At 69.2% G+C, this 13,149-nt stretch carries 9 protein-coding genes; 4 read left to right on the top strand and 5 right to left on the bottom strand.

Annotated features, from left to right (window positions below):
* Positions 1-2: 2 nt before the first annotated feature.
* Positions 3-1,208, top strand: a complete 1,206-nt coding sequence (locus ACZ3HL_RS17045) for a DUF6923 family protein (RefSeq protein ID WP_465531916.1) — start codon at positions 3-5, stop codon at positions 1,206-1,208.
* A gap of 1 nt (position 1,209) precedes the next feature.
* On the opposite strand, the gene ACZ3HL_RS17040 is transcribed toward ACZ3HL_RS17045, so the two are convergent.
* Positions 1,210-2,226, bottom strand: a complete 1,017-nt coding sequence (locus tag ACZ3HL_RS17040) for an autoinducer 2 ABC transporter substrate-binding protein (protein ID WP_465531914.1) — start codon at positions 2,224-2,226, stop codon at positions 1,210-1,212.
* 236 nt (positions 2,227-2,462) lie between these two features.
* Between ACZ3HL_RS17040 and ACZ3HL_RS17035 the strand changes: the two genes are divergently transcribed.
* Positions 2,463-2,987, top strand: coding sequence for a DUF4396 domain-containing protein (locus tag ACZ3HL_RS17035; RefSeq protein WP_465531912.1), 525 nt, complete (start codon positions 2,463-2,465; stop codon positions 2,985-2,987).
* A gap of 502 nt (positions 2,988-3,489) precedes the next feature.
* Here the strand turns inward: ACZ3HL_RS17035 and ACZ3HL_RS17030 are convergent.
* The 4 genes from ACZ3HL_RS17030 to ACZ3HL_RS17015 all read right to left on the bottom strand — a co-directional run bounded on the left by ACZ3HL_RS17030 (position 3,490) and on the right by ACZ3HL_RS17015 (position 10,709).
* Complete coding sequence (locus ACZ3HL_RS17030) at positions 3,490-4,710, bottom strand: glycoside hydrolase family 88 protein (RefSeq protein ID WP_465532241.1); 1,221 nt, start codon at positions 4,708-4,710, stop codon at positions 3,490-3,492.
* A gap of 94 nt (positions 4,711-4,804) precedes the next feature.
* Positions 4,805-6,190 carry an FAD-binding oxidoreductase gene (locus ACZ3HL_RS17025; RefSeq protein WP_465531910.1) on the bottom strand — a complete coding sequence of 462 codons (1,386 nt, stop codon included), beginning with the start codon at positions 6,188-6,190 and terminating at the stop codon, positions 4,805-4,807.
* Positions 6,191-6,423: 233 nt separating this feature from the next.
* A complete protein-coding gene (locus ACZ3HL_RS17020) occupies positions 6,424-7,650 on the bottom strand; it encodes a hypothetical protein (protein ID WP_465422288.1) in 1,227 nt (408 codons plus the stop codon).
* A 107-nt stretch (positions 7,651-7,757) separates the two neighbouring features.
* Positions 7,758-10,709: an AfsR/SARP family transcriptional regulator gene (locus tag ACZ3HL_RS17015; protein ID WP_465422289.1), complete on the bottom strand. Its 2,952-nt coding sequence runs from the start codon at positions 10,707-10,709 to the stop codon at positions 7,758-7,760.
* Positions 10,710-10,852: 143 nt separating this feature from the next.
* Between ACZ3HL_RS17015 and ACZ3HL_RS17010 the strand changes: the two genes are divergently transcribed.
* Positions 10,853-11,509, top strand: coding sequence for a hypothetical protein (locus ACZ3HL_RS17010; RefSeq protein ID WP_465422290.1), 657 nt, complete (start codon positions 10,853-10,855; stop codon positions 11,507-11,509).
* Between the two features lie 43 nt (positions 11,510-11,552).
* On the top strand, positions 11,553-13,124 hold the full coding sequence (locus ACZ3HL_RS17005) for an alkaline phosphatase D family protein (protein WP_465422291.1): 1,572 nt from the start codon (positions 11,553-11,555) through the stop codon (positions 13,122-13,124).
* The last annotated feature ends 25 nt before the right edge of the window (positions 13,125-13,149 follow it).

The following is a 13,149-nucleotide window of genomic DNA, read 5'->3' as shown; positions in this document are numbered from 1 at the left end:
CGGTGAGCACAGTGGACCGGCTGACGCGGACGGCGGCGACGGTGGCCGTCGCCGGTCTGGTGGGGGCGTCGGCACTGCTGACTCCGATGGCCGCGCGCGCCGCCGAGTCCTGCTTCGTGGTGCAGGCGGAGACCGGGTCGCACGGGACGTCGAAGCTGCGCTGGTTCGACGCCGGATCGGGGACCACTTCACGCGTGACCGAGCCGGGTTACCGGCTCAACGCGCTCGGCTACTCCGCGACGCGGAACCTCGTCTACGGCATCGCGGAAGGACTCGGCAAGGGCGCGCACGCGGTGACGATCGACCGTGACGGGAAGACCCAGGATCTCGGGCCGGTCACCCGCGCGGGGAACCGGCTGCCGGTGTGGAGCCCCGTCGCCGGGGTGACCGCCGGCGCGATCGGCGGGAATTCCTGGTACCTGCTCAGGAACGGCACACTGTACACAGTGGACCTGTCGCCGGGGGAACGATACCTGCGGATCATCAGGACGGTGTTCCTGCGGCCGATCACGCTCGCCCATGACGTCAACGATTTCGCGTACCACAACGGATTGCTCTACGGCGTGTCCACCACCTGGCGCGGAAAGGGCGCCGTGATCACCATCGATCCGGCGTCCGGCAAGGTCCGTGAAGCCGAAGACGCGCGTTTCCCGCCCGCCGACGTCTACGGCTCCGTCGTGCTCGGCCGCGACGGCGCCCTGTACGCCATGGCGAACCGGATCGGCGGCCGCAGCGTGCTCTACCGCCTGGACCGGAGCGGGCAGGTGACCGTGGTGCGTTCGGGTCCGCCGCTGGCGGGTTCGGACGCCGCGGGCTGCCTCACCGCGCCCGAGCCGCCGAAACCCGAGCCGCCCAAGCCGACTCCGACACCCACGCCCACGCCGTCACCCACACGGACTCCGACGCCGTCACCTACTCCGTCTCCCAGTCCGTCCTCCACTCCTTCGCCCAGCCCGTCTTCGACGCCGAGTTCGAGTCCTTCTCCGACACCGTCGTCGAGCCCGGCGCCCACTCCCACGCCCGCGCCTCAGGCGGTCCCGCCGCCCGTTCCGAAGCCGTCTCGTTCGGCCGCGCCCAGGGAACGGAAGGAAGCCGAGGAGACGGATTCCCTCGCCCACACGAAGGAGAAGCGGCGGTGGGGATTGACCGCGCTGGTGCTGATCCTCGGTGGCGGCGCGGCCGCGGGCGCCGTCCGGCGGGCCCGGTGAGTCAGTACTTGAACTGGTCGACGTTCTCGCGCGTGATGAGCAGCGGATCGCCGAGGAGCACGGTCTTCGTGTCCTCGTCGTACTTGATCGCGGGGAGTTCGAGGTTGACCTTGTTCGACGGGCTGAGCCGTTTGCCCTCGGCGATCTGCTTGCCGGCCCACGCGGTGAGGTAACCGAGCGATTCGACGTTCCACAGCACCGACAGCGACGCGGAACCGTCCAGCAGGTACGGCTTGATCGCCTGCGGTGTCCCGACGCCGACGGTGAAGACGCGGCCGATCTTCTGCTGCGACCGCACCGCCTCGGCGACCCCGGGCGCGGACGTCGTGCACTCGCCGACCAGGCCGGTGAGGTCCGGATACTTGGCCATCAGCTCTTTGGCCAGCGCGGTGGCGTTGTCCTTGTCCTCGCCGGCGTAGACCGTCTCGACGAGCTGCGCATGGGGGTACTCCGTAGCCGTATACGCACGCTGAACGGCGATCCACGCGTTGAGGTTCTCGGCGGTCTTGCCGCAGGAGACGATCGCGTACTTGCCCGCGTTCCCCATCTTCTTCATCAGGGCGTCGGTGAGCGCCTTGCCGATGCCCTCCGGGGTCGCCTGGTTGACGAAGAGCTCACGATCGGTGCCGGGCGCGTCGGTGTCCGAAGTGATCACATGGACACCCTTGGCCCGCGCCTCGGTGATCGCGGGGGCGATCGTCCTCGGATCGTTCGGCGCGATCGCGATGACGTCCACCCGCTGGTCGACGAGGTTGCGCACGATGGAGACCTGCGCCGCGGGGTCCACCGTGACCGGGCCGGTCGAGCTCCATTCGACACCGAGTTGCTTGGCCGCGGCCTGCCCGCCGGTGTTCATCGCCTCGAAGTACGGGATGCCGGCGACCTTGGGGACGAACGCGATCCGGATCGGCTTCGCCGCCGTCTCCGGCGGTTCCCCACCCCCGCAGCCGGTCAGCCCGAACACCATGCCCCAAGCGAGCACAGTGGCAACGACGAGCGTCTTCGTCGGCCCTCGCATCTCCACCCCATAGTCACGGAACTACCTGAACCAGCCGATCGGTCTACGCGCGGTGGAGACCTCCGGCGAAACTAGGGGTCCCCGGTTACCCCGGTCAACCGGATGAGCGCAAAGGGTTACGGAAGTGAGTTCATCGACCTGGGCTGATTACCGGGTCGGCCTACGGGGGTGACGGTGAGCGATCGCGAGACACGGGTCACTGTGCCGTTTATACGGGTGGGGGGTATGGTTCCCGCATGAACGAGACGCGGCATGGAGCAAGCTGGTCGATGGCGGCGTCGGCGACCCTGCACTGCCTCACCGGCTGCGCGATCGGTGAGGTCCTCGGCATGGTGATCGGCACGGCGCTCGGCCTCGGCAACGTGGCGACGATCATCCTCGCGGTGGCGCTCGCCTTCGTCTTCGGTTACGCGCTGACCATGCGCGGCGTGCTGAAGTCGGGCCTGCCGTTCGGCACTGCGCTCAAGGTGGCGCTGGCGGCCGACACCGTGTCGATCGCGGTCATGGAGATCGTCGACAACGGGATCATGCTGGTGGTGCCCGGCGCGATGGAGGCGGGGCTCGCGAGCCTGCTGTTCTGGGGCGCGCTGGCGTTCGCGCTGGCGGTCGCGTTCGTGCTGACGGTGCCGGTGAACAAGTGGATGATCGGGCGCGGGCTGGGGCACGCGAAGGTCCACGCGCACCACGGCGGGCATGGCGACCACAGTGGTCACGAGGGTCACGAGGGTCACGAGGGTCACGAAGGCCACCACGCGCACTGAGCGCTCTTCGCTGCGTGGGTCGCGGTTGACTGGAAGTCCGTGAAGGCCTCCTTGCCTACCCTCAAGGTAGGGAAGGAGGCCTTCACGGACTACGCGATCGCCGCCCCGGTGCCTCGGTGACACCAGCAGTCCCAGCAGTCCCAGCGGTGGTGCGTGAAGGACCCCGTCCCTCGGCTCAGCCGAGAAAACTTCCTCGCCAAGTATGTGAAGGCTCCCTTCGCTGCGTAAGGCGCGGTGAAGGGAGCCTTCAGCCCTGGTCACGACCCCAGTCGAAAACCGAACATACAAGCCTCAAATGGGCCCGCACCTATCCGGTGGTGTCCTTTGTGGACATCCAGGGCGTGGCTCATCCCTTGAGAAAGCCGAACCGTCGCTCTGCCCCTTCGGGCTGGTAATGAAGGCGGCCTCCCTCCCTGTGCAGGTACGTTGCGAAAGCCACTTTCACAGCGTTGAAGGTTGCGAAAGTGGCTTTCGCAACACCGCGAAGGCCGCGACGCCGGGCTCAGACGCTCGACAGGTCGATCGCCTTGTCGATCTCCTTCGGCATCAGCACCCGCAGAATGCCCTCCAGCAGGTAGTAGTCGGCGTAGGGCAACGAAGCCTCGACCCCGTCCTCGGCCCGGCGGTTGCGCGTCCCCCGCGCCACGATCGCCTCGGCGCGGGTGGACTTCGTGGTCAGGCAGGTGTCGCACAAAGCGGTGAGGATCCGGATCGCCGCCTCGCGGTAGTGCGGCCGGTTCGCGACCTTCGCCAGGTCGAGCAGACCGCACGCCATCACCGCACCGGCGGAGGAATCCTTGATGTCGTAAGGCGCCTGCGGGGCGAGGTAGTCCCACACCGGCACGTTGTCCGGGGTGAGGGCGCGCAACGCGAAGTCGGCCAGGCGTTGCGCGGTCCGCAGGAACAGCGGGTCGCCGGAACGCCGGTACATCGTGGTGAACCCGTAGATCCCCCAGGCCTGTCCGCGCGACCAGCAGGACGTCGGGCTGTAACCCTGCACGGTGTTCGGCCCGATCTCGGCGCCCGTGTCGGGATCGAAGTCGAACACGTGCGGCGTCGAGCCGTCCGGGCGCAGGAAGACCCGTTCGGTGGTCTTCGCGTGGGAGACGGCGATGTCGAGGTACTTCCGGTCACCGGTCTGCTTGCTCGCGAAGGTCAGCAGATCCAGGTTCATCATCGTGTCGATGATGACCCGGCCGGCGTTGCCCGGTGTGCCGAGCGCGCCCCACGCCCGGATGAACCTCCCTTTTTCGTTGTAGCGCTGGATGAGCGACGCGGCGGCGTTGAGCGCGCCGGTGCGCCATTTCTCGTCGCCGGTGAGCCGCCAGCCGGTCACCCACGACGGGTAGAAGAGGAATCCGAGGTCGTGGTCCCGCGTCTCGTACTGGCGCGGCGCGAGCTTTTCCGCCGACGCCATGGCGAGGGTGCGGAATTGCGGATCGCCGCTGTGGATCGAGGCGAGCCACAAAGTGCCCGGCCAGAATCCGCCGATCCAGCCGCCGTTCTGCGAATAGGTCCATTTCTCGAACCGCGTGATCTCCGGAAACGCCGTCACGCCGGGTGCGACGGCCCGCAGTTTGGTCACCGCGTAATCGGCCGTTCGGCGGAAAGTCCTTAGGCTGTCGGTGGTTTCCTCGGCCGCGCCGGCGGCCGGGGTGATCGTCGTCGCCGCGACGGCGGCACCGGCAGCGGTGGTCAACAGGGTTCGCCGGGAAACGCTCACAATGCCCGCCATTCGTCAGTGGGAAATGCGTCACGGGAGTTTCGCATGACAATGCCGGTATTGTGAAGACCGTTCATGGTTGTGAATACAGGGCTCACTCAGCGGGACGGATGTTCGCGTTGTGCCGGAACACGTTGTCCGGGTCGTACACCGCCTTGATGGCGGCCAGCCGCGCGTACTTCTCCGCGCCGAACGCCGTGCGCACCCGGTCTTCGTCGTATTCGTTCATGAAGTTCAGGTAGCCGCCGTGGTTGTTGGAATGCGGCAGGAGCTCCTCCCACAGTCTCCGCGCCCAGACGCGGTCCGCGGCCAGCAGTTCCGGTGTCGAGGCGGTCGCCGCCAGCCCGACGACGAATCCGGGCGTCCGCGGCCCGCCGAACGCGGTCGCGTCGTCGTGCACCGTCGAGAACGCGTCCTGCAGCGGCACGATCGGCAGCACGGTCGTCGGCGACGCCTTGTCCGGCAGGCGCGCGGCGATGAGGTCGATGACCTTTTCGGACAGTGAGGCGACGTACAGCGACTTCTCGTAGGCGAGGATGCCTCGCGGCGCGGTCGGATCGAGCAGTTTCTGCAGATCGGCGTACGGCATCGGCGTGACCAGTTCGAACGCCGCGGGCAGGCCGCCCCGGATCCGCTCGACCAGCCGGGCGTGCCGTTCGGGACCGTCGAAGCCGGCGACGACCAGCGCGAGACCCGGCGCGAGGTGAAGCTCCGGTGGGACGAACGGCGCGGGCGGCGCGTTGAGCCCGACGAGCATGGAACCGGTGCCTGGCGGCAGGGACGCGATGACGCCCTTCGCGAAGTGCATCGCTTCGGACGCGTCCGCCAGTGTCCAGAAGAACAGCCCGACCTCGGCGAGGCCGACGCGGTGCAGCCGGAACTCGAATTCCGTGACCACGCCGAAGTTCCCGCCCCCGCCGCGCAGCGCCCAGAAGAGATCCGGATGCTCCGCCTCGGAAGCCCGCAGGATCCGGCCGTCGGCCGTCACGACCTCCGCCGAGAGCAGATTGTCGATCGTGAGCCCGTGTTTCGCGGTCAGCCAGCCGAAACCACCGCCGAGGGTGAGGCCGCCGACGCCGGTGTCGCTCACCGTGCCGCCGACCGTCGCGAGCCCGTGCCGCTGCGTCGCCTCGTCGACGTCGGCCCAGAGCGCGCCGCCGCCGGCCAGTGCGGTGCGGGCGTCCGGGTCGACGGTGATCCGGCGCAGCCCGCCGAGGTCGATCACCAGACCGTCGTCGGCGACGGCGGAACCGCTGAAACTGTGCCCGCCGCCGCGCACGGTGATTTCGAGTCCCTTGTCGCGGCCGAAGGCCAGCGCGGTGACGACGTCTTCGCGCGTGGCGCATTCGGCGACCACCGCCGGGCGCCGGTCGATGTCGCCGTTCCACACGGCGCGGGCGGCGTCGTAACCCGGATCGGCGGCGGTGATCACCGTGCCGGAGAGTTTTTCGCGCAACGTGGTCGTTTCAGGCGGATTCATGCGGACCCCCTCAGGTCGTGGCCACCGCATGGTCTCGATGGCGGACGCCTGGACCCAGGTCCGCCCGCGCGGGAAAAAGGGCGGACGAAAGGGCGAAGGCCCGGCGCTATGGGGTACGCCGGGCCTTCGCGTCTGTGTTCGGCCTTTGAACCCGCGACCGCGATCGACGTCGGCAGGGCGCGGCCTGCCACCGCGATAGCGGGGCCTTCGGCCGAAGCGGGTTCAGGGGTGTTTCACGAGCACTTGGGCGCCACCGGCAGGTCCGAGCCGGTCTGCACGTAGGTGTCGGAGACGTAGTGCCCCGGGCCGATCCGGTCCCAGATCTTGCTGGTGCCGAACCTGCCGGTGACGGTCTCGCCCTCGACGTAGCACTCGATGTTGACCTTCGCGTAGTTCGCCGCGAGGCCCTTGATCGCCGCGGAGGTGCTTGCCGAGGCCCGGACGTTCATCGGGTCGCCGGCGGTGCTGATGACGCCGGTCGGGCCGGAGCCGGTCCACAGGTAGGAGACGTTGACCCAGCCGTTGTCCGACATCTTCAGGCCGTCCCAGAAGGTGCCGTCCGCGAGGTCGATGCCCGCCGGGTTGGCCACCCTGCGGCCGAACTCGTCCTTGCCGCCGTTGTAGCCGTCCTGGTACGCGGCCTGCGCCTCGGGCTTGCCCTGCGGCAGGTTCTTCCACATCTGACGGGTGGCCGACGGGTTCCAGTAGTCGTCCTTGGTGTTCCACGGGCCGACGTCCCACACCGGCGCGTACTCGCACCGGCTGTTGTCGGTGCGGCAGACGCGGACGGTGTAGTTGCCGGTGTTCTTCGGCGCCAGGCCGCGGCCCGAGGGGAGGGCGACGAAGTGGTCGCGGGACTTGATCACGTGGCCGTTGGCGGTGGTGCCGCCGACGAGGCCCTCGCGGGTGCCGTAGACCTTGTACGTCAGCGCGGCGGCGGCCGCGCCGATCGCGTTCACCTGCGGGCCGAGCTCACCCTGAAGGGTGACGTCGCTGACCTTCGCGGTCACACCGTCGGTCACCGTGCGCAGCCCGACGCGGACCTGGACCGTGGAGACCGAAGCGGACAGCTGGGCGGCGCCGCCTTCGGTGGGCGTCCACTCCGTCCAGTCCTGGGAGTTGAGCTTGCCCCGGACGTCGACCTCGACCTCGGTGCCCTTCGGCGCGTCGGCGGTCACCTGGGCGGTGACGCGGTTGACCGGCTTCCCGAGCTTCTGCTCGGCGAGCAGCAGGTAACCCTGGCTGCCGACGGAGTCGGGTTTTCTGTGCCAGGCGGCGTTTTCCAGGCTGAGCACGCCGCCGTCGCTGCGGACGTTGACGTCGTCGCCGTCCACAGTGGACAGGTCGGCGCGCCAGCTTCCTTCGGGCGCCGCGTTCGCGGGGCTGGCGGCCAAGGCGGTGACCGCCCCCACGGCCAGCACGGCCGCCATCACCCGGCGGGCCTTAACGGTCCGGACCATTCCGGTCTCCCTTCGAGCACTCTCGGTTGCTACGAAGGGAGCTTCGCCGGGACCTGTACACGATCGATACAAACGCCATTCGGCATCTGGTCGCGGTGGGTGAACCTTCAGGCGCTCGCCGAGTCGTCGTACGACGCTTCGGCCGACTCCTGCAGGCGTGAGGCGAGCGCGGATTCCTGCGGGCGCGCGGAGAGTTCCCGCCACAACGCCAGCGCGCGCTCCGAATACGTCCGCGACCGCTCGGGCTGGCTCAGTGCCTCGTGCAGTTCCCCGAGCAACTGCGAAACCTCGGCCTCGGATCGGCGGTCCCCGTTGCGCCGGTGCACGCTCAAGGAATTGACCAGCAGCAGTTGCGCGTGGGCGAGGTCGCCGCTGTGCAGATACAGCTCGCCGAGGTTCTGGTTCGCGTAACCGACGCAGTGGTCGTCGCCGAGTTCGTTGAAGATCGCGATGGCCCGGTCGACCCGCTCCCGCGCGCCCGCGAGATTGCCCTGGTGCTGACGCAGCATGGCGAGCCGTTTCAGCGCGTGCGCCTCGCGGTGCCGGTCGCCGATCCGGGCGGACTGCTCCAGCGCCTCGGTGAACCAGCGTTCCGCGTCGTCGTACCGGCGCCGCGCCAGCCACACCGCGCCGATCGCGATGCGCGCGACGGCCTCGCCGTGCGGATCGCCGGCCGCCGAGAACTGGTCGAGCGCCGCGTGACAGTGTTCCAACGCGACGGTGTCCTCGCCCTTGATCCGCAGCACGGTGCCCAGCCCGGCCAGCGCGATCGCCGCGCCCCGCGCGTCACCGATCTTGTCGAACAGCAGTTGCGACTGCTCGAACGCGACCAGGGCCTCGGCGTAGCTGTCCTGGTACAGCTGGATCTGCCCGAGGTTGCGCTGGATGATCGCCTCGCCGCGGACCTCGCCGGACCGGCGGGCGGCGGCCAGCGCGACGGCGTGCGTGTGCATCCAGTCGTCCTGGTGACCGCGCTGGTCGAAGTACGGCGCCAGCGCGGCGGCGAGCCGCCAGGCCAGCGAGTCGAAGCCCAGATCGGCGGCGAGCGAGACGGCGGCGACGCAGGTGTGCCGCTCGGCGGCGAACCACGCGGCCGGATCCTCGATCAGATGCGCGGTGCCCGGCGGCAGCGCGGGCTGGACGGCCGTGTCGTCCCGGTAGAGCCCGAAGAAATGGATCGGCATCCGGTCCGCGGCTTCGACCGCGAGCGCGAGATAGCCCTCCAGCACCCGTTTCGTGGCGTCGCGCGCCTTCAGCGGGACGTCCTGTGCCCGCAGTTCGAGGGCGTAACACCGCAACAGGTCGTGCAGGCGGTAGCGGGGCTCGCCGGTGGCGTCCGAGCCGCTGAGCTCGACCAGATGAGCGTCCACCAGCACGTCGAGGACGTCTTCACCATGCGTGCGCCCGAGCAGGGCCGCGATCACCCAGCCGGGGAACTGCACCGAGCCGAGCCCGCCGAGGCCGCGGAACGCCGTCGCCGCCGACATCGGCAGCAGGTCGTAGCTGAGCGTGACACTGGCCCGTACGGCGAGATCGCCGACGCGGAGTTCGTCCAATCTTCGTCTTTCGTCGCGCAGCCGGTCGGCCAGCACGCGCAACGTCCAGCCAGGCCGGTGGGTCAGCTTCGCCCCGGCGACCCGGATCGCCAGCGGCAGATATCCGCAGTGGCGCAGGATCGCGGTCGCGCATTCCGGCTCCGCCGCGACCCTTTCGGTGCCGACGATGCCTTCGAGCAGCGTCGCGGCCTCGGCTTCGGGCAGCAGGTCGACGTCGACGGGGGTGGCCCCGGCGAGATCCGGCATCCTGACCCGGCTGGTGATCAGCATCGCGCAGGAACCCGCGCCCGGCAGCAGCGGGCGGACCTGCGCCGCGCTGCCGGCGTCGTCGAGGACGACGCACATCCGCAGGGTCGCGAGCCGGGACCGCAGCAACGCGGCGCGCTCGGGAAGATCACGCGGCAGCCCGGCGTCGGGGACGCCCAGCGCGCGGAGCAACTCGGCGAGCACGGTCATCGGAGGGCGGGGCGAGGACGACGTCCCGGCGAGGTCGACGTGCAGCTGACCGTCCGGGAAGTCGTCACGGACCGCGTGCGCCACCCGGATCGCGACCGACGACTTGCCGATCCCCGGCGCCCCCGAAAGCACCGCGATCGCGGGCTTTCCCTGTGCACGACGCTTGTGGAAGAGGCCGACGAGCGCGCTGACCACCTCGTCGCGGCCGGTGAAGTCCGGCAGGTCCAGCGGCAGCTGGCAGACCGGGGTCATCGGCACGGTGAGGGCGGCGGACACCGCGTCCTGGGTCGCGGCCGGGGTGAGCACCAGCGAGGCCCGCAGTTCCCGCAGCCGCGGCCCCGGTTCGGTGCCGAGCTCGTCGGCCAAGACCTTCTCGGCCGTTTCGTAGGCCTCGATCGCGTCGGCCGTGCGGCCGTCGGCCCGCAGCGCGACGATCAGCTGCTGCCAGAGCTCCTCGCGCAGGGGATGTTCGGTGACCAGGCCGCGCAGCTCGGCGACGGCCTCGGCGGTCCGGCCGAGTTCGATCCTCGCCCGCAGGCGCTGCTCCTGGACGGCGAGCCGCAGTTCCGTCAGCCGGGCGACCGTCGCGCCCCAGCCGTGGTCGTGGGGGAGACCTTCGAGAACTTCTCCGCGCCACAGTGCTTCCGCTTGATCCAGCAGGCCGAGGGCGGATTCGGCTTCCCCGTGGCCGAGCGCGTCCTGCGCGCGGGCGGCCAATTCACCGAAGCGGATGTGGTCGATCTCGCCGGGGGTGGCCTTGAGGATGTATCCGGATGCCCGGCTTCCGATGCGCTCCCCGAGTTCGGGGTCGTGGTCGGCGAGACGTTTGCGGAGTGAATGGACGTAGGTGCGGATGTTCGCCGCCGCCGAACGGGGAGCGGACGAAGGCCACAGGACCTCGATCAGCAGTTCGGTGGAGACGACGACGTTGGGCTGGAGCAGGAGAGCGGCCAGCAGCAGCCGGGGTTTGGGCCCGCCGAGCGGCACCACCTGCCCGTCCACCGCCACTTCGAGCGGACCGAGAACGCGAAACCCGAGAATAGTCACCTAAACCGCCAATACGGCAGGAGCCCCATATCCGCTGATAATATTGCCGTCCCGCCATGGTTGGCTAGATCCATTCGCATGCATGTGCAGACAGCGGCCGGCGTTTGTACGTGATGTGTACGACGCCGGTCGACCCTGCGGTCATGAAGCGTTCAAGTGTCCGGCGGCTCGCCGGTTTCTTTCTCGTGCTGGTGACGGCGGGCGCCCTGGGCCTCGCCGGAGCCACTCCCGCACTGGCCGCGGCCACCGGGACCGTGAAGACGGCGGGTGATCCGCTGAACGTCCGCCGCGCCCCGAGCACCTCCTCGACCACGGTGCGCACGGTGGCCAACGGCGCCACGGTGACCATCGACTGCCAGACGACCGGGACCTCGGTCGCCGGCCCGCTGGGCACCACGACGTTGTGGGACTACGTCCCCGCGCTCGGTGGCTACATCTCGGACGGCTACGTCTACACCGGTTCGGATCAGCGGGTCGCGCCCGACTGCGGGGTCGGTTCCGGCAGTGCCGAATGCTCCACCGGCGTCTGCGCGGGTGAAGGCCGGTTCCGCTCGTCGGACGCGCATTTCCTGGTCTACGACCGGAACGCCGACGGGAAGTCCGCCGTGGTCGCGTACTGGCTGAAGGGCGGCGCCGGCCCGTTCTACGTCTGGGCCTCCGGCGGCAACGGCACCCACGTCGACAAGGCCGTGCCGGTCGCGAAGGGGTCGTGGGTCTATTACAAGGTCTGCGTCGCCGACGCCGCCGCCAACCCGGTGCTCGAAGCCTGTAGTGGCGGCATCACCGATTACGCCGCGTGAAATCCCTCCCCGCTCTTTCCCCACTTCGAAAGGTTGAATTTTCATGGGCCAGGTGAATCGGCGTGCGGTACTCCTCGGCGGGGCCGCGGCGGTTTCGGCGGCGGCGTTGTCGTCGACGGTGCCTTCGTGGGCGAACGCGAGAACACTGGCGGCTGCGCCCGCCATCCACGACCCGTTCCAGCTCGGGGTCGCCTCGGGTGACCCGTTGCCGGACAGTGTCGTGCTGTGGACGCGGCTCGCCCCCGCCCCGCTGAACCCCGACGGTTTCGGCGGTATGCCGGACGCTTCGTACACAGTGGACTGGGAGATCGCGAACGACCAGGCGTTCTCCTCGGTCGTGCAGAAGGGCGCCGTGACCGCGGCCCGCGCTTCCGGGCACAGCGTGCACATCGAACCGGTCGGACTGGAGCCGGGACGGGAATACTTCTACCGGTTCAAGACCAGCGGCCACATCTCGCCCGTCGGCCGGACGCGGACCGCCCCCGCCGCCGGTGCCGCGGTGAACCAGCTGAAGTACTGCTTCTCCTCCTGCCAGCACTGGGAGGAAGGCTGGTACCACTCGTACAAGGGCATGCTCGCCGACAACCCGGATCTGGTGCTGTTCCTTGGCGACTACATGTACGAGCGGAAGTCCGGCCGCGCCGCCGCCGACCGGAACCCGCGCAGGCTGGCCTTCACCGAGGACGTGAAGACGCTCGCCCAGTACCGCGCGCGGCACGCCCAGCACAAGACCGACGCCGACCTGCAGAACGCGCACGCGATGGCGCCGTGGGTCGTGGTCTTCGACGACCACGAGGTGATGAACAACTGGAACGGCACCACCAGCCCGGCCACCGCCGAGCGCAAGGCCGCCGGTTTCCAGGCGTTCTACGAGAACATGCCGATCCGGTCCACCGCGAAGCCGAGTGGCGCGTCGATCCGCCTGTACCGGCAGTTCGGCTGGGGCAACCTCGCCCGGTTCCACATGCTCGACACCCGTCAGTACCGCAACGCGCAGGTGACCGACCCGTCCGGTTCGGCGGGCCCGTCGTGCACCGACATGCGGTCGACGTCGCGCAGCATCCTGGGCACGACGCAGGAGGCCTGGCTGCTGAAGGCGCTGGAAACACATCCGGCGAAGTGGGATTTCCTGGGCCAGCAGGTCTTCTTCGCCACCCGTGACGGAGACGGCAACAAGGCGACCTGCGAGAGCCCCGATTCCTGGCAGGGTTACGAGGCTTCCCGTGACCGGATCGCGAAGGGCATCGTGGACCGCAAGGTGCCGAACCCGATCGTGCTGACCGGCGACGTCCACCGGCACTGGGCGGCCGACCTGCGCCGCGACTACTTCAACCACAGCGACCCGGTGTTCGGTTCGGAACTGGTGACGACCTCGGTCACGAGCAACAGCGACACCGCGACCGATCCGTCGTCGACGTGGCTTTCGCGCAACCCGCATATCAAGTACTGCCGGGGAAAGCGTGGCTACGTCCGGGTGACGGCGTCGCAAACGCAGATGCGGGCGGACTTCATGACGGTTTCGGACACCAGCGAGTACGACTTCTCGAAGGTCGTCCTGGCCGCGGACCGCAGTTACGTCGTCGAGGCGGGGAAGCCGGGGCTCCAGAGGGTGTAGGGGCTCGTGAGTGGTAAGGACGGTT

The sequence above is a fragment of the Amycolatopsis sp. NPDC000009 genome, assembly GCF_055563465.1.
This window is presented reverse-complemented; position numbering and strand designations above follow the sequence as displayed.

Excerpts from the sequence above, each read along its gene's own strand:
- ACZ3HL_RS17040 (WP_465531914.1), bottom strand. The coding sequence starts at position 2,226 with ATGCGAGGGCCGACGAAGACGCTCGTCGTTGCCACTGTGCTCGCTTGG.
- ACZ3HL_RS17035 (WP_465531912.1), top strand. The coding sequence starts at position 2,463 with ATGAACGAGACGCGGCATGGAGCAAGCTGGTCGATGGCGGCGTCGGCG.
- ACZ3HL_RS17025 (WP_465531910.1), bottom strand. The coding sequence starts at position 6,190 with ATGAATCCGCCTGAAACGACCACGTTGCGCGAAAAACTCTCCGGCACG.
- ACZ3HL_RS17020 (WP_465422288.1), bottom strand. The coding sequence starts at position 7,650 with ATGGTCCGGACCGTTAAGGCCCGCCGGGTGATGGCGGCCGTGCTGGCC.
- ACZ3HL_RS17010 (WP_465422290.1), top strand. The coding sequence starts at position 10,853 with ATGAAGCGTTCAAGTGTCCGGCGGCTCGCCGGTTTCTTTCTCGTGCTG.
- ACZ3HL_RS17005 (WP_465422291.1), top strand. The coding sequence starts at position 11,553 with ATGGGCCAGGTGAATCGGCGTGCGGTACTCCTCGGCGGGGCCGCGGCG.